This window comes from Amycolatopsis sp. SID8362, from assembly GCF_010550475.1.
GTDB lineage: Bacteria > Actinomycetota > Actinomycetes > Mycobacteriales > Pseudonocardiaceae > Amycolatopsis > Amycolatopsis eburnea.
The window spans coordinates 1-15,284 of record NZ_JAAGNB010000695.1; the positions used below are offsets into that span (position 1 = coordinate 1).

General features: G+C 70.9%; 18 protein-coding genes and 2 pseudogenes. 13 read left to right on the forward strand and 7 right to left on the reverse strand.

Annotated elements, in window-relative coordinates:
* Both G3I65_RS21410 and G3I65_RS21415 read left to right on the forward strand, forming a co-directional pair.
* Positions 1-289, forward strand: a pseudogene (locus G3I65_RS21410) (SWF/SNF family helicase); the annotation flags it as partial.
* Positions 290-441: 152 nt separating this feature from the next.
* The gene (locus tag G3I65_RS21415; protein ID WP_160697690.1) at positions 442-1,032 is read left to right on the forward strand and encodes a DinB family protein; all 591 of its coding nucleotides are present in this window, start codon (positions 442-444) and stop codon (positions 1,030-1,032) included.
* On the opposite strand, the gene G3I65_RS21420 is transcribed toward G3I65_RS21415, so the two are convergent.
* Positions 1,008-2,222 carry an FAD-dependent monooxygenase gene (locus G3I65_RS21420; protein WP_160697691.1) on the reverse strand — a complete coding sequence of 405 codons (1,215 nt, stop codon included), beginning with the start codon at positions 2,220-2,222 and terminating at the stop codon, positions 1,008-1,010. The two genes, G3I65_RS21415 and G3I65_RS21420, sit on opposite strands and share 25 nt — an antisense overlap.
* A 77-nt stretch (positions 2,223-2,299) precedes the next feature.
* Between G3I65_RS21420 and G3I65_RS21425 the strand changes: the two genes are divergently transcribed.
* Both G3I65_RS21425 and G3I65_RS21430 read left to right on the forward strand, forming a co-directional pair.
* Positions 2,300-2,833: a TetR/AcrR family transcriptional regulator gene (locus tag G3I65_RS21425; RefSeq protein ID WP_160697692.1), complete on the forward strand. Its 534-nt coding sequence runs from the start codon at positions 2,300-2,302 to the stop codon at positions 2,831-2,833.
* Between the two features lie 76 nt (positions 2,834-2,909).
* Positions 2,910-3,401, forward strand: coding sequence for a pyridoxamine 5'-phosphate oxidase family protein (locus G3I65_RS21430; protein ID WP_160697693.1), 492 nt, complete (start codon positions 2,910-2,912; stop codon positions 3,399-3,401).
* Here G3I65_RS21430 and G3I65_RS21435 read toward each other — a convergent pair.
* Genes G3I65_RS21435 through G3I65_RS21445 form a run of 3 tightly spaced genes read right to left on the reverse strand, consistent with a single transcriptional unit; the run spans position 3,398 to position 6,098 of the window.
* Positions 3,398-5,020 carry an acyl-CoA dehydrogenase family protein gene (locus G3I65_RS21435; protein WP_160697694.1) on the reverse strand — a complete coding sequence of 541 codons (1,623 nt, stop codon included), beginning with the start codon at positions 5,018-5,020 and terminating at the stop codon, positions 3,398-3,400. The genes G3I65_RS21430 and G3I65_RS21435 overlap by 4 nt on opposite strands.
* Positions 5,004-5,609 (reverse strand): TetR/AcrR family transcriptional regulator, encoded by a 606-nt coding sequence (locus G3I65_RS21440; protein ID WP_160697695.1) that lies wholly within the window; start codon positions 5,607-5,609, stop codon positions 5,004-5,006. Before G3I65_RS21440 ends, G3I65_RS21435 begins: the two co-directional genes overlap by 17 nt.
* Before the next feature lie 33 nt (positions 5,610-5,642).
* The gene (locus G3I65_RS21445; RefSeq protein ID WP_125316473.1) at positions 5,643-6,098 is read right to left on the reverse strand and encodes an SRPBCC family protein; all 456 of its coding nucleotides are present in this window, start codon (positions 6,096-6,098) and stop codon (positions 5,643-5,645) included.
* A gap of 74 nt (positions 6,099-6,172) precedes the next feature.
* Here G3I65_RS21445 and G3I65_RS21450 point away from each other — a divergent pair, with 74 nt between their 5' ends.
* Entirely contained in the window at positions 6,173-7,138 is a 966-nt protein-coding gene (locus G3I65_RS21450) for an SDR family NAD(P)-dependent oxidoreductase (RefSeq protein ID WP_160697696.1), read from the forward strand.
* 3 nt (positions 7,139-7,141) lie between these two features.
* Here the strand turns inward: G3I65_RS21450 and G3I65_RS21455 are convergent, their stop codons facing one another.
* Positions 7,142-7,705, reverse strand: a complete 564-nt coding sequence (locus G3I65_RS21455; RefSeq protein ID WP_160697697.1) for an XRE family transcriptional regulator — start codon at positions 7,703-7,705, stop codon at positions 7,142-7,144.
* A 43-nt stretch (positions 7,706-7,748) separates the two neighbouring features.
* On the opposite strand from G3I65_RS21455, the gene G3I65_RS21460 reads away from it, so the two are divergent.
* From G3I65_RS21460 to G3I65_RS21480, 5 genes and pseudogenes are all read left to right on the forward strand, one after another.
* Positions 7,749-8,264, forward strand: coding sequence for a GNAT family N-acetyltransferase (locus G3I65_RS21460; protein WP_160697698.1), 516 nt, complete (start codon positions 7,749-7,751; stop codon positions 8,262-8,264).
* A 32-nt stretch (positions 8,265-8,296) separates the two neighbouring features.
* Positions 8,297-8,743, forward strand: a complete 447-nt coding sequence (locus G3I65_RS21465) for an SRPBCC domain-containing protein (protein WP_160697699.1) — start codon at positions 8,297-8,299, stop codon at positions 8,741-8,743.
* Complete coding sequence (locus tag G3I65_RS21470) at positions 8,740-9,075, forward strand: metalloregulator ArsR/SmtB family transcription factor (RefSeq protein ID WP_160697700.1); 336 nt, start codon at positions 8,740-8,742, stop codon at positions 9,073-9,075. Before G3I65_RS21465 ends, G3I65_RS21470 begins: the two co-directional genes overlap by 4 nt.
* A gap of 2 nt (positions 9,076-9,077) precedes the next feature.
* The gene (locus tag G3I65_RS21475) at positions 9,078-9,518 is read left to right on the forward strand and encodes an SRPBCC domain-containing protein (RefSeq protein WP_160697701.1); all 441 of its coding nucleotides are present in this window, start codon (positions 9,078-9,080) and stop codon (positions 9,516-9,518) included.
* 539 nt (positions 9,519-10,057) lie between these two features.
* A pseudogene (locus tag G3I65_RS21480) lies at positions 10,058-11,019 on the forward strand (tyrosine-type recombinase/integrase).
* Positions 11,020-11,023: 4 nt separating this feature from the next.
* Here G3I65_RS21480 and G3I65_RS21485 read toward each other — a convergent pair.
* On the reverse strand, positions 11,024-11,395 hold the full coding sequence (locus tag G3I65_RS21485) for a hypothetical protein (RefSeq protein WP_160697702.1): 372 nt from the start codon (positions 11,393-11,395) through the stop codon (positions 11,024-11,026).
* Positions 11,396-11,461: 66 nt separating this feature from the next.
* Between G3I65_RS21485 and G3I65_RS21490 the strand changes: the two genes are divergently transcribed.
* Positions 11,462-12,253, forward strand: a complete 792-nt coding sequence (locus G3I65_RS21490; protein ID WP_160697703.1) for a glycerophosphodiester phosphodiesterase — start codon at positions 11,462-11,464, stop codon at positions 12,251-12,253.
* A 1-nt stretch (position 12,254) separates the two neighbouring features.
* Here G3I65_RS21490 and G3I65_RS21495 read toward each other — a convergent pair whose 3' ends face one another.
* The gene (locus G3I65_RS21495) at positions 12,255-12,926 is read right to left on the reverse strand and encodes a transglycosylase family protein (protein WP_160697704.1); all 672 of its coding nucleotides are present in this window, start codon (positions 12,924-12,926) and stop codon (positions 12,255-12,257) included.
* 244 nt (positions 12,927-13,170) lie between these two features.
* Here G3I65_RS21495 and G3I65_RS21500 point away from each other — a divergent pair, with 244 nt between their 5' ends.
* Complete coding sequence (locus G3I65_RS21500) at positions 13,171-14,571, forward strand: MFS transporter (RefSeq protein ID WP_160697705.1); 1,401 nt, start codon at positions 13,171-13,173, stop codon at positions 14,569-14,571.
* A gap of 125 nt (positions 14,572-14,696) precedes the next feature.
* On the forward strand, positions 14,697-15,284 hold a 588-nt coding region (locus G3I65_RS21505), incomplete at its 3' end, for a leucine zipper domain-containing protein (RefSeq protein WP_160697706.1).

The window sequence follows — 15,284 nt, forward strand, 5'->3', positions numbered from 1 at the left end:
GCTCGGCACGGGTGCCGACTTCGACCGCGCGGTGGCGGCGTGGTCGTTCGGCGGCCGGGACGGGCTGGAGGTGCTGGACTCGGCGTGGAGCCCGCCGAAGCCGGTGCTGGCGGCCGCGCGGGCGGCGCTCGCCGGCGAGGAGCCGGTGTTCGAGCGCAACCACTGCACGATCGGCGACGTCCAGCTGCGGCTGGATCGCCGTGGCCGGTGGCACCCCTACCGCCGGGAAGGGGACGCCTGGTGGCCGTCGGGACCGCCGGAGACGGATCCGGGGCTGCTCTCGGGCTGAAATCCGCGGAATTCGCGGTATCCAGCGCGGGGGCCGCTGCCTCCTGTCCCGCGACGGCGGCGCTCCGCCGGGCCACTGGGGGTGCGGGCGCGCGGCTCTTCCCGCGCGCCCGCCCGGACTTTTTTGTCGGTGCCCGTCGCTAGCGTGCGCGCATGGATCCTCTTGCCGCCGACCTGCGGCGCTATCTCCAGGAGAGCCGCGACCACGTCGTCGCGTCGCTTTCCGGGCTGAGCGAGTACGACGTCCGCCGTCCGATGACGCCGACGGCCACCAACCTGCTGGGGCTGGTCAAGCACCTGGCCAGGGGCGAGTTCGGCTACCTCGGCGACTGCGTGGGCCGGCCGGCGCCGGTCACGCTGCCGTGGGTGGCCGACGGGTCGATCTGGGACAGCGCGGACATGTGGGCGACCGTGGAGCAGAGCCGGGCGGAGCTGATCGAGCTGTACCGGACGGCGTGGCGGCACTCCGACGAGTCGATCGCGCTGCTGCCGCTGGACGCGCCGGCCGAGGTCGCGTGGTGGCCGGAAGAGCGCCGCCGGACGACGTTCGGGTCGCTGCTCGTGCGGGTGGTGGCCGAGACGGCGCACCACGCGGGGCACGCCGACATCGTGCGCGAGCTGATCGACGGCCGCGGCGGTGGCGACCACGACGACATCGGCGACGCCGCCTGGTGGGCCGCCTACACGGCCCGGGTCCAGGCAGCGGCCGACCACCACCGTCAGCCCACCGCGGAGACCGCGTAGTCCTTGACCCGCATGGAGTCGTGCATGCGGACGCCGCCGGTGTTCAGCTTCGCGATCGCGCGGCTGACCCCGGCCGGCAGGGCCGAGACGAGCCGGCCGCCGTTGGCCAGCGCCCAGACGCCCATGCGGGACGCCGGGATCAGGCTGCGGGCCGCGCCGGCCGCGAAGGCACGGCTCTGGCGGACCAGCTCGGCCATTTCCCGTTCGTAGGCGGCGAACGCGCGTTCGTGGTCCCCGCCCGCGGCGGCCAGTTCGCCGGCGAGGACGTACGCGCCGAGCACGGCCAGGCTCGTGCTGCCGCCCACCGCCGGGCCGGGGCAGTAGCCGGCGTCGCCGACGAGGGTGACGCGGCCGCGTGACCAGGACTCCAGCTGCAGCTGGGTGATCGAGTCGAAGTAGAACGGGCCCGGGCCGTCCAGGCCGGCGAGCCAGCCGTCGACCTGCGGGTGCATGCCCGCGTACGCCGCGCGCAGCAGCTCCTTCTGCCGGGGGACGTCGCGGTGGTGGTAGTCGAGCTCCTCGTCGCGGCGGAACAGGAACACCGCGCGAGCCTCGTCCAGGTGGCGGGCGCTGTAGATGCCCGCGGTGCGGCCCGGCCCGAGGTGCAGCGTGGTCTCGCCGTCGCCGAGGCCGGTGGCGCCCGGCAGGGACAGCACGGCCAGGTACGCGCCGATGAACTTCGTCAGACCGGCTTCCTCGCCGAAGACCAGGCGCCGCACGTTCGAGTGCAGGCCGTCGGCACCGACGACCACGTCGAAGCGCCGCGGCGGGGCGTGCTCGAAGGTGACGTCGCCGTCGGGGGAGATGGCGGTGATCGAGTCGCCGAAGAGGTACCCGACGTCGTCGCGGCCGGCGTCGTAGTAGATCTCGCTGAGGTCGTCGCGCATGACCTCGACGTGCCGGTCGGAGGTGGCCTGGTAGATCTTCGACAGGTCCACCCGCGCCGGACGGCGGACGCCTTCGCGGTGCAGCGTCATCCGCGTGGTGCCGGTCTTGAGCGCTTCCACGCGCGGCAGGACACCCATCTTCTCGGTGATGTCCATGGCGGGCCGGAACAGGTCGACCGCGTGGCCGCCGGTCTTGCGCAGCTCCGGGGCGCGTTCGACGACGGTGACGTCGAAGCCGTGGCGGGTGAGCCAGTACGCCAGCACCGGCCCGGCGATGCTGGCGCCGGAGACGAGGATCCGCATGAGTACCTCCCTGACTTAACGGTAGGTAAGTTGTACCACGTGTCCTTACCTATCGTTAAGTCAGTTATGCTGTGACCGTGCCGAAACCCTCCGACACCAAGCAGCGCATCCTGGACGTCGCCCGGGAGCTGTTCACCAGCCAAGGCGTCCAGCGCACCAGCCTCCAGGACATCGCCGGCCGGCTGGGCATCACCAAACCCGCCCTCTACTACCACTTCCCGTCCCGCGACGACCTGGTCCGCAGCATCGTCCAGCCGATGCTCGACGACGGCGAGCGGTTCCTCCTCGCCCAGGAAGCCCGCGGCGACGCGCCGGTGCGGGAGCTGATCGAGGGGTTCTTCGACTTCAACTACCGCCACCGCGCGGACGTCATCATGCTGCTGGCCGAGCTGCCGACGCTGGCCGACCTCGGCCTGATCGACAAGGCGCTGGGCTGGCGCACCCGGCTCACCACGCTGATCTGCGGCCCGTCGCCCACGCTCGAACAGCAGGCCCGCGCGATCCTCGCGCTGGGCGGCCTGCAGGACGTCTGCATGCAGTTCCCCGACGCCCCCGTCGAAGACCTCAAAGCCGCCGCGGTCGCCGGCGCCCTGGACGCGCTCGGCGGCTGATGTCGAAACCCGGTTCGCGGCTCCGTCCCAGGATCGACAGCGGCCACCACGGGCCGCCCCGGCACCGGAGGACACCATGGAGCAGCACGCGATCACCGAGGTACTGAACCGCCCGTACGCCAAGGAACTGCTGGCCCGCGACATCACCCGCCTGGCCTACGTCGCCCAGGACGGCACCCCGCGTTCGGTCCCGATGGCGTTCACCTGGAACGGCTCGGAGATCGTCATGTGCACCGCGAAGAACATGCCGAAGCTGCGGTCGCTGCGGGCGAACCCGGCCGTCGCCCTCACCATCGACACCGAGTCCCACCCGCCGAAGATCCTGCTGATCCGCGGCCGGGTCGAACTCGACGTCGTCGACGGCATCCCCGCCGAATACCTGCAGATGAACGGCAGCTACCAGATGACGCCCGAGCAGCGCGTCGAGTGGGAGCGCGAGGTGCGCTCGCTCTACGACGGAATGGTCCGGATCGTCGTCACCCCGACCTGGGCGAAGCTCATCGACTTCGAGCAGACCCTGCCCAGCGCGGTCGAGGAGCTGGCCCGGCAGCGCGCCGAGCGCGGTTAGCGGACGGCGGCGCGCTCGATGATCGCTCCCGTGTCGACGCCGGCCGGGAGCGTGCCGAACGCGATGCCCCAGTCCCCGCCGAAACGAGACGCGCAGAACGCGTCCGCGACCGCCGGGTGGCCGTGGCGCACCAGCAGCGAACCCTGCAGGACCAGCGCCATCGACTCGACCACCCGCCGCGCCCGGTACTCGATCGCGGCCAGGTCGGTCAGCTCCTTCTTGAGCCGGTCGACGGCGTCGTCCAGCCGCGCGTCGCCGCCGGCGGCCTGCTCGACCTCGGTGAAGAACGCCGCCACCGATTCGGGCTGCTTTCCCATGGCGCGCAACGCGTCCAGCGCCGCGACGTTGCCCGAGCCCTCCCAGATGGACGACAGCGGGGCCTCGCGGTAGAGCCGCGGCATGCCCGACTCCTCGACGTAGCCGTTGCCGCCGAAGCATTCCAGGGCCTCGGCCGCGTGCACCGGCGCGCGCTTGCACACCCAGTACTTCGACACCGCCAGCCCGAGCCGCCGGAACGCCTGCTCCTGCGGGTCGCCTGGCCGGTCGCCCGCCGCGGCCAGCCGCATCGCCACCGTCGTCGCGGCTTCGGACTCGACCGCGAGGTCGGCCAGCACGTTGGCCATCAGCGGCTGGTCGACCAGCGCCTTGCCGAACGCGTGGCGGTGGGTCGCGTGGTGCACCGCGCGGACCGTGCCCAGCCGCATCCCGGACGCGCTGCCCAGCGTGCAGTCCAGCCGGGTGTTGTTGACCATCTCGATGATCGTGCGCACCCCGCGGCCCTCTTCGCCGACCAGCCAGCCCACGGCGTTGTCGTACTCGATCTCCGACGACGCGTTCGACCGGTTGCCCAGCTTGTCCTTCAGGCGCTGCAGCCGGATCGGGTTGCGCGAGCCGTCGGGCAGGACGCGGGGGAGCAGGAAGCACGACAGCCCGCCGGGGGCCTGCGCCAGCGTCAGGAACATGTCCGACATCGGCGCGGAGGTGAACCACTTGTGCCCGACGAGGGTGTAGCTGCCGTCCGCGCTCGGGGTCGCCGTGGTCGTGTTGGCGCGGACGTCGGAGCCGCCCTGCTTCTCGGTCATCGACATGCCCGCGATCAGGCCGCGCTTGGTGCCCGGCTCGCGCAGCCCGAAGTCGTACTCGGTCGCGGCCAGCAGCGGCTCGTACCGCGCGGCCAGCTCCGGGTTGGCCCGCAGCGCGGGGATCGCCGCGTAGGTCATCGAGATCGGGCAGCTGTGGCCGAACTCGGCCTGGCCCCACACGTAGAACTTCGCCGCCCTCGCCGCGTGCGCGCCCGCGCGGTCGTCGCGCCACGGCGTGCCGTGCAGGCCGTGCGACACCGCGACGTTCATGAGCTCGTGCCAGTGCGGGTGGAACTCGACCTCGTCGATCCGGTTGCCGTAGCGGTCGTGCGTGCGCAGCACCGGCTCGTTCTCGTTGACCAGCCGGCCCCACTCCTGGACCCGCTCGCTCCCGGCGAGCCGGCCCAGCTCGTGCACCTCGTCAGCCGCCCACCCGGCACCCGCCCGCTCGAGCCCTTCCAACAGCGCCGGGTCGGCGCCGACGTCGTGGCCGGCCAGCGGCGGGACCTGGTTGGTGACCTCATGCGTGGCGGGCATCGGAACCTCCTAGAGCGCGGACGACGAATGTGCGGAGCTCGGCGACATCACCGGCGTTACCGCTGGTCAACGGGCCGATCAGAACTTCGGCGGCGGCCCCGACCAGCGCCGCGGCGGTCAGCCGGCCGTCCTGCGGCGGCAGCGCGCCTTGGCGTACCCCGGCCGCGACGTGCTCGGCGACCACCTCGGTGAACGCGCGCCGGAACTCGAGCCGCTCGGCGTCGATCAGCGCGTCGACCGGCTCGGCGAGCAGCGCGTACGCCTGCCGGGGCGCCTTCAGCGCGCGCTGGGCGAAGGTCTCGAACACGGCCAGCACCCGCTCGGCGGGCTCACCCGGCCGCGCGGACGCCGCCCGCACGGCTTCGACCTCCCGCGTCACGACCTGCCGGAACACGTGCACGACCAGATCGGCCTTGGTGGGGAAGTGCTTGTAGACACTGCCCACGGCCACCCCGGCGCGCTCGGCGACCGCCGCGACGGAACACCCGCTGTAGCCACGCTCGGCAAGCTGCTCGGTCGCCGCGGCGACGATCGTCTCGCGCTGGGCATCCAGGCGTTCCTGCACCTTCGGAGTGCGGCGGTAGGGCACGCCAAGAAGTGAAGCACCGATTCACTGCTTCAGTCAACGCTCCAGCAGCCGCTTCGCACCCCGGACCTCCGCCTCGACGTCGGCCCGGAGCTTGCGACGCAGCACCGGTTCGGCCAGCCAGCGCAGAGGAGCGGCGAACCCGAACGCGATCCGCCGGGTCACCCGAGTCCCACCGGCAACCGGCACGCACGCGAAGGACGCTTCGAACGTCGACACCCGCCGCGCCAGCCGGTTCTCCGCCCGGTCGGGCAGACGCACGTCGACGCGCTCACCCGGCGTCAGCGTCATCCTCGACACGACTTTCGGGCCCGGCCCCAGCCCGGGCAGCGCCGACCGGAACCGGAACTCGGTGACGTCGCCATCCCGGCGCACCCAGTCGATCGGCCCGACCTTGCGGTCGACCTCCGCGTACCGCCGCGGGTCCATCACCAGGGCCAGGAAAGCCTCGGGGGTGCACGACACGATCTCTTCCACGGTCACATCCACCATGGACAAAGCGTAGTTTCCCGCCGCACCCGCCAAGCCTTGCGCTGGAGCGCACTCCAGCTCCTACCGTCGAAACCATGACCACCCCGCAGCACAAGATCGGCTCCGGCTTCGGCGCCACCAGCACCGCCGCCGAAGTCCTCGACGGCATCGACCTCACCGGCACGCTCGCCCTCGTCACCGGCGGCTACTCCGGCATCGGCCTCGAAACCACGCGCGCCCTCACCAACGCCGGCGCCCGCGTGATCGTCCCCGCCCGGCGCCGCGCCACCGCCGAAACCGCGCTCGACGGCATCGCCGAAGTCGACGAACTCGACCTCGGCGACCTCGACAGCGTCCGCGCGTTCGCCGACCGCTTCCTCGCCACCGGCCGCCGGCTCGACCTCGTCATCGACAGCGCCGGCATCATGGCCTGCCCCGAAACCCGCGTCGGCCCCGGCTGGGAAGCCCAGTTCGCCACCAACCACCTCGGCCACTTCGCCCTGGTCAACCGCCTCTGGCCGGCCATCGCCGACGGCGCGCGCGTCGTCTCCGTCTCCTCCCGCGGCCACCACTTCTCACCCATCCGCTGGGCCGACCCGCACTTCGGGACCGGCTACGACAAGTGGCTCGCCTACGGCCAGGCCAAGACCGCCAACATCCTCTTCGCCGTCCACCTCGACCGCTTCGGCCGCGACCGCGGCGTACGCGCCTTCGCCCTGCACCCCGGCTCCATCCTCACCAACCTCGCCCGCCACATCCCGCAGGAAGAACGCGTCGCCCAAGGCTGGGTCGACGAAAACGGCGTCCCCAGCGGCTACTTCAAGACCCCCGAAGCCGGCGCCGCCACGCAGGTCTGGGCCGCCACCTCGCCCCGCCTCGACGGCATGGGCGGCGTCTACCTCGAAGACTGCGACATCGCCGAACTCGCACCCGAGGGCGACGGCGTCACCGACGTCGGGCTCCGCGTCGGCGTCCGCGACTACGCCATCGACCCCGCCGAAGCCGCCCGCCTCTGGACGCTCTCGGCCGAACTCACCGGCGTCGACGCCACGTCCCGCTGAGGCTCACGTGGCGTGCTTGACCAGCGCCACCAGATAACGGCAGGGGAGCGCGCCCGGGTTCGTGAACACGCAGTCCGACGGCGCGCCCAGCTGCAGGCAGTCCCCGGCGGCCAGCTCGTGCACCCGCGCGCCCTCGTGGAACCGCAACTGCCCGGCCAGCACCCAGATCTGCTGGTGCAGGAACGCGTACGTCCCCGCCGCCATCGGCACCTCCGCACCCGGCGGCAGCTCGACCTCCACCAGCTCCAGCGGACGGCCGCCGGCGGGGGAGACCGCGCGGCGGCGGTAGCCGGTCTCCGGGTCCACCCACACCGGCTGCTCCGCCGCGCGCACCAGCCGCCGCTCGTCGCCCTCGGCGCGCGCGATCAGCTCCGACAGCGTCAGGCCCAGCGCGTCCGACAGCTTCGCCAGCAACGCCGCCGTCGGCTGCACGTCACCCCGCTCGATCTTGCCGATCATCGCGCGCGACACCCCCGACCGTTCGGCGAGCGCCGCGGCCGAAAGACCACGGGAAGTCCGGGTGGCGTGCACGGTCGCCGCCAAGCGGGCGGACAGGGGATCGGTCATAACCGTGGATACTATACGACTCATCGCGGCTACCATATGAGCCATGATTCGTGACGCCACCACCAGTGACGCCCCTGCCTGCGCGGCGCTCTACGCGCCCTACGTCACCGACACCGCCATCTCCTTCGAGACCGAACCACCCGACGACGCCGAAATGGCCCGCCGCATCACCGCGGCCCACGCCTGGTTCGTCCTCGAAGACGACGGCCACGTCGCCGGCTACGCCTACGCGACCCCCTTCGCCACCCGCGCCGCCTACCGGTGGTCGTGCGAAACGAGCATCTACCTCGAACGCGGCCGCCGCCGCACCGGAGCCGGGCGCGCCCTGTACGAGACGCTGTTCGAGCGCCTGCGCGAGCACGGGTTCCACCGCGCCTTCGCCGGTATGACCCTGCCCAACGAAGCCAGCGCCGGACTGCACCGCGCCCTCGGCTTCGAACCCGCGGGCGTCTACCGCCGCGTCGGCTGGAAGCACGGCGCCTGGCACGACGTCGCCTGGGTTCAGCGCGACCTCAACGCAACTGAAGGTTGCACATCACCGCCGTCCAGGCTAACGTGACAAGCAACCAAACGTTGCACAAGGAGCAAGGCATGGAACTCGGCACCCTCGAACGCGAACTCCACATCGACGCCACCCCCGACGTCGTGTTCGACGTCGTCAGCAACCCCGAACACGTCCGCGAATGGTGGCCCGACGAGGCCGAATACCCCGTCGAACCCGGGGGAGAAGGCCACATCGCCTTCGACGGCCACCCTGTCCGCTTCACCGTCGTCGACGCCATCCCACCCAAGCTCTTCTCCTTCCGCTGGACCCACGCCGAAGGGGAGACCGCCGCACCCGGCAACTCCTTCCTCGTCGTCTTCGAACTCGAACCCGCCGGCACCGGCACCCGGCTGCGCATGACCGAAACCGGCTTCCGCGAACGCGGCTGGGACGAAGCCAAGATCGCCGCCGAATACGCCGACCACGAAAGCGGCTGGGACCACTTCCTGCCGCAGATCCCCGCCGTCACCGCCAAGGTGGGAGCCACCTCGTGACCACCGCCGTGGACGACGACCTCTGGTCGGCCATCGGCGACCCCACCCGCCGCCGCATGCTCGACCTCCTGCTCAGCGAAGGGCGGGGAACCGCCACCAGCCTCAGCGAACACCTCCCAGTGACCCGCCAGGCCGTCGCCAAGCACCTCGCCGTCCTCGACCGCGCCGGCCTCGTCCACGCACAAGCCGAAGGACGCGAGAAGCAGTTCCGCGTCGACGAAACCCAGCTCGCCCGCGCCGTCGCCCAGCTCGCCGACGTCGGCAACGCCTGGGACGCCCGGCTCCGCCGCATCAAGCACATCGCTGAAACCATCGAACGGAAGAAGCAGTAGAAATGGACATCCTGCACCGCATCGGCATCCAGCACACCACCCCGGAGAAGGTCTACGACGCGCTCACCACGATCGACGGCCTCGCCGGCTGGTGGACGGAGAAAACCGAGGGGGAGACCGGCCTCGGCGGCGTCATCGCCTTCCGCTTCATCCCGGGCGGCTTCGACATGAAGGTCATCGAGCAGGACCCCGGCCGGCTCGTCCGGTGGGAGGTGGTGGAAGGACCGCCGGAGTGGATCGGCACGACGATCAGGTGGGACCTGGAGCAGCGCGACGACTACACGATCGTCCTGTTCAAGCACGAGGGCTGGCGCGAGGCCGCCGAGTTCATGCACCACTGCAGCACGAAGTGGGCGATCTACCTGATGAGCCTCAAGCAGCTCGTCGAGACCGGGGAAGGTGCCCCGGCACCGCGGGACGTGATGATCAGCGACTGGCACTGACGTTACTTGACATAATGTACATTATCGGCACTTGAGGACACGCTGGGACGGACAGCCGGGAGGGGTGCCCGGCGTCCGCCACCGGGGGTTGCGCACCAAGTTCGTCAGGACGGCTTCTCCTGAGGTTTCCCGCCGTCCGGTTCTCGGCACCGGACACCAGGCGACCCTGAAGGCGGGTTCTGAGGGGCGCAGGAGCATCCCCTGGGGTCATGGATCCGATGTCCAGCCACTCGACCTCAAAACGTCACGGTGACGAAACTCTACTGAGGAAGTTGCCGTGAGACGACCTTCAACACGGCGGACCGTCTCGGATATCCGGGTCACCTGGAGCCTGAGGCGGTCCGCCCGGCGATCGAGCCAGTCGAACAGGTGTACGCATCCCCATCGCGAGGCACCGAGGGGCGATTCGGGGCCGAAATCGCCTCGGAGAGAGTCCTGGATCCCCCGGGAGGACCGTTCCGGACTAAACCGACATTTCATGCATAATTGCCATTATGCATGAAATGTCGGGGGACCCGGACACCGGAATTGTCGGTGGTGTGCGGTACAAGATCCACATGAGGCTTTCCGAGGCACAACAAGCCTTCTTCGCCGCCCGCCGGCCGCGCAAGGACTCGCCGCACACCACCGACGCCTACCGGCGGGACCTCGCCGGGATCACCGCTCTCCTGGTTTCGGAGCTGGGCCGCCCCGCCGAGGACCTGGAGGTCGCCGAGCTGACCGGGCCGGCGCGTTCGCGGACGGGCACGCGAAGAGCTCGGTGCTGCGGGCGTGGTCGACGTGGAACCAGTTCCTGACGTTCTGCGTGGCGGACGGTCTGCTGCCGGGCAACCCGATGGGTGCGGTGGCGCGGCCGCGGACACCAGCGTTGACGCCGAAGCCGTTGCGGGGTGAGGAAACCCCGGAGCAGCTGCTGTCGGCGGCGGCGTCGGGTTCGCGGCGCGCGCGGGATCCGTGGCCGGAGCGGGACGTGCTGGTGATCGCGCTGGGTCTGGTGGCGGGGTTGCGGGCGGCGGAGATGCGGGCGCTGTCGTCGCGGTCCTTGGTGGGGCGCGCGGGTGAGTTGCGGTTGCACGTGAAGGGGAAGGGCAGCCGGGACCGGTCGATCCCGGTGCAGCCGGTGCTGGCGGAGCTGATCGAGCGGTACCGGGAGTCGTGCCGGGTGCGGTTCCCGAACGCGCGGTTCTCCCCTGGTTCGCCGTTGCTGCTGGATCGGGCGGGTGAGCCGATCGGGCGGGGTGCGCTGGAGTACCTGGTGAAGTCGTGTTACCGGGGTGCGGGGTTGCACGACCGGGTGCCGGCGGGGGCGAACTTGCACGCGTTGCGGCACACGTTCGCGACGCGGTTGGCGGAGGACGGGGCGACGGCTTCGGAGATCATGGCGTTGCTGGGGCACGCGAGCTTGGCGACGAGTCAGAACTACATCGAGGCGACGGGTCGTGAGCAGCGTGCGGCGGCGGCGAGCAACCGGACGTACCGGGCGTTGGACGGGCTGGGGTGACGGGTCAGCGGAGTTGTTCGAGGTCTTTGGCGGCGCGGGCGATTTCGTCGGCGAGGCCGCGTAGTTCGCGGGGGTCGGCGCCGTCGTCGACGGCGGTGACGATGTCTTCGGCGGCGCAGCGCAGCTGGAAGAGACGGTCCTGGAGGGCGGCGATTTCGGTGTCGGAGAGCACGACGGCGTCTTCGGGCAGTCCGCTTCGCTGCAGTGCGGTGCGGCGTTCGTAGGCGCGTTGGCGGCAGGATTGGCCGCAGTACCGGCGCCGTCGGCCGACGTTGCCGGCTTCCGGGAGGCGGCGGCCGCACCAGCCGCAGTGCTTGGGGGCGCCGCGGCGGGCCGGGACGGGTTCGAGCTGGGTCAGTTCGGCGGCTTCCCTCACCCCGGAGACCCTAGCTGGCCACCGCCGGGTCACGCCGGGGTCATGGCGGAAGTGCACACTTGGGGGATGCAGCCGTCGTTCCCGTACCTGGCCGATCCGCTCCCCCGTGCCTTCGCGCACCGGGGGTGGCACCTCGATGAGCTGGCCGGTTTGGAGAATTCGCTGCCGGCGTTCCAGCGGGCGTGCGCGGAGGGGTATCGGTACCTCGAGACGGACGTGCACGCGACGGCGGACGGTGTGGTGGTGGTGCACCACGACCCCAGCCTGGATCGGACGACCGATGGGGCCGGGGCGATCGCGACGAAGACGTGGGAGCAGCTGAAGGGCGTGAAGATCGGCGGGAAGGTGCCGTTGTCGCGGCTGGAGGACGTGCTGGAGGAGCTACCGGGCGCGCGGTTCAACATCGATGTGAAGGCCGATCAGGCGGTGGAGCCGTTCGTGCGGGTGCTGGAGCGGACGGGGGCGCACGACCGGGTGGCGGCGGCGGCGTTTTCGGACGCGCGGCTGGTGCGGTTGCGGAAGCTGGCGGGGCCGAAGCTGGCGACGGCGATGGGGCCGCGGTCGGCGTTGGCGTTGTGGGCGCGGGGGAAGCTGCCGCTGCTCCCCCTCGGGCGGCTGGTGCTGGGGGTGATGGCGCAGGTGCCGGTGCGGCAGGGTGCGTTGCGGGTGGTGGACAAGGCGTTCCTGTCGATGGCGGGCCGGTCCGGGATCGAGGTGCACACGTGGACTATCGACGATCCGGCGGAGATGCGGATGCTGCTGGATCTGGGGGTGCACGGGATCGTCACGGACCGGCCGGACCTGCTGCGTGAGGTGCTGATCGAGCGGGGTGCGTGGCAGCGGTCCCAGGAGGCGTGAGTCAGCGGGGTGGTTTGCCCTGCCAGGCGGCGGTCCAGGTCTTGGGGCCGAGCCGGCCGCTGTCGTTGATGCCGTTGGCTCGCTGGAGGTCGAGGACGGCGGTGCGGGTCTTGTCGTAGTAGCAGCCGGTGCCGGTGAAGCCGTAGCCGTAGGCGTTCATGCGGAGCTGGAAGGCCTTGAGCGGGGCGGCGCAGTCGCCGTAGGCGTAGACGACGCCGGGCCAGGCGGGCATGGGGCCGCCGGGTGCGGGTGGGGTGGGTGCGGGGGCCGGTCCCCCGCCGATGTAGGCGGAGTCGGCGTAGGTGGGGACGCGCTTGCTGCGGGCGTCGGCGTCGCCGGCGAGGTTGAGCATGCCGGCGCACTGCCAGGGTTGCCAGCCGCGCATGCGGTAGAGGTAGAGGGCGCGGTAGTCCTGTTCGGCGGGTGCGGCCTGGTCGGGGCGGCCGGTGCCGCCGACGCTGCGCCAGGTGGAGAGGTCGAACTGGTAGGCGCCGTAGTAGCCGTTTCCGGTGTTGGTGGCGTAGCGGCCGCTGGATTCGCACATGCGGAGCTTGGCCCAGGTCGTCGGCGCGGGGTCCGCGGTGGCGACGGCGGGGACGGTCAGCTGCAGACCCATGGCGGCGAGGGCGAGGAGCAGAATCCTCGCGGTGGTGCGTCTCCGGATCTGGATCATGCGAGCACAGTAGGAGGGTGTCCCACTGACCACAAGGGACACACTGCGCGCCTCAGTCTCACATGAAACTCTGTTCACTCCTGTTCGCGACACGCCGTGAGGGCCGGACCGTGATTGCCCCGGAAGTGGCGGATCCGCGCGAAGCGACAAACCGGACACGGTTTCGGCGGTGCTGTGAGCGTCGTCGCTACCTCCCAGTAGTCTCCGCGCTGACCTGGAAGTTCTTGACCCGAAGGAGCCGTGGATGACGCTGGCCGGGACGCGCTCGACCAAGCGCGAGCGCTGGGGCTGGTATTTCTACGACTGGGCGAATTCGCCGTTCTATTCGTCGTCGACGACGGTGTTCGGCGCGCTGTCGATGAGCGGGATCGCGGCGGCGGACGCGAAGACGAACTTCACCCTTAACGGGGACCGTCCGTGCGTCGACGCGGCGGGCAAGGCGGACACGTTGCACAACTGCGACGTGTCGTTGTTCGGGCTGCACTTCCCCGCCGGTTCGGTGTGGGGGTACCTGCTGTCGGTGGCGACGGTGGTGCAGGTGCTGGTGCTGCCGATCGCGGGCGCGGTGGCCGATCGCAGTCACAACAAGCGGCGGATCCTGGGTGGGTTCGCGTTCCTGGGCGCGGCGGCCGCGGCGGCGATGTTCTTCCTCGCGGGGTCGGACTGGCAGCTGGGCGTGGTGCTGTTCGTCATCGCGAACATCGGCTACGGCGGTTCGCTGGTCGTCTACTACTCGTTCCTGGTGGACATCGGGGGTCCGGACGAGCGGGACGACATCTCGGCGAAGGGCTGGGCGTTCGGGTACCTGGGTGGCGGGCTGGCGCTGGCGTTGCAGCTGGGGTTCTACCTCGGGCACGACACGTTCGGCGTGAGCGAGGGCATGGCGGTGCAGATCTGCTTCCTGACCTCAGGGTTGTGGTGGGCGGGGTTCACGATCCCCGCGGTGCGGGCGCTCCCCCGGCGGCACGAGCCGGTCGACGTCGTGCCGGGGCGGACGGTGTTGCGGGCGGGCTTCGCGGAGCTGCGGCAGACGCTGGTGTCGGCGAAGGCGTACCCGTTGACGCTGGCCTTCCTGGGCAGCTACCTGGTGTTCACCGACGGGATCAACACGGTGGTCACGGTGTCGGCGCAGTACGGCAAGGACGAGCTGGGCTTCGGCAACAGCGTGCTGATCGTGACGATCCTGGTGATCCAGTTCGTGGCGTACCTGGGCGGGACGCTGCACGGGCTGGTGGCGCGGCGGATCGGGGCGAAGCGGACGATCCTGGGCAGCCTGGTGCTGTGGGTGGTGGTGCTGGCGGGGGCGTACTTCGTGCAGCCGAAGCAGATGCTGCAGTTCCTCGCGGTGGCGGTCGGGATCGGGCTGGTGCTGGGCGGGACGAACGCGTTGTCGCGGTCGTTGTTCAGCCAGATGATCCCGGCGGGCAAGGACGCGCAGTACTACTCGCTCTACGTCGTGGGTGAGCGCGGGACGTCGTGGCTGGGGCCGCTGGTGTTCGCCGGCGTCGGGCAGGCGACGGGGTCGTTCCGGCTGGCCATCGTGGCGCTGGTGATCTTCTTCGCGGTGGGTCTGGTGCTGGTGTGGCTGGTGCCGGTGCGGCGGGCGATCGTGGCGGCGGGCAACACCCCGCCGGAGGTGCTCTAGGTGTGATGTCCGGGGACGTTGTCCCGAGTTGAGGTGATCACTGGCGGCCTGTCGTGCTGACAGGTGAAGGCCTCCGGATGTGAAGTGGAGCTGTCTAGGAACCGCTTCACCCGCCGGAGGCCTTCGTGTCCCACCCTAACGCCACCCTGACCCCGCGCACCCGGCTGCGACTCGCCCGGCTGGTCGTCGAACACGGTTGGACCCACGCTGAAGCGGCCAAGATGTTCATGGTCGCCGCCAAAACGGCCGCGAAATGGGCGCAGCGCTACCGGCTCGAGGGCGCGGCAGGGATGGCTGACCGCAGCAGCCGCCCCCACCACAGCCCGACCCGCACCCCCGAACACCTCATGCGGGCGATCGTGCGGCTGCGATGGCGCCACCGACTCGGCCCGGTCCAGATCGCCGGCCGGCTCAACGTCCCGGCTTCGACCGTGCACGCGGTGCTGGTGCGCTGCCGGATCAACCGGCTGTCCCGCATCGACCGGGTCACCGGCGAACCGCTGCGCCGCTACGAACACGACCATCCCGGCTCGCTGATCCACGTCGATGTCACCAAGTTCGGCAACATCCCCGACGGCGGCGGGCACCGCTACCTCGGCCGGCAGCAAGGCGAGCGCAACAAACGCGCCACGCCAGGCTTGCCCCGCGGCGCGGACTACAAGCCCCGCACCGGCACCGCGTTCGTGCACACCGTCATCGACGACCACTCCCGC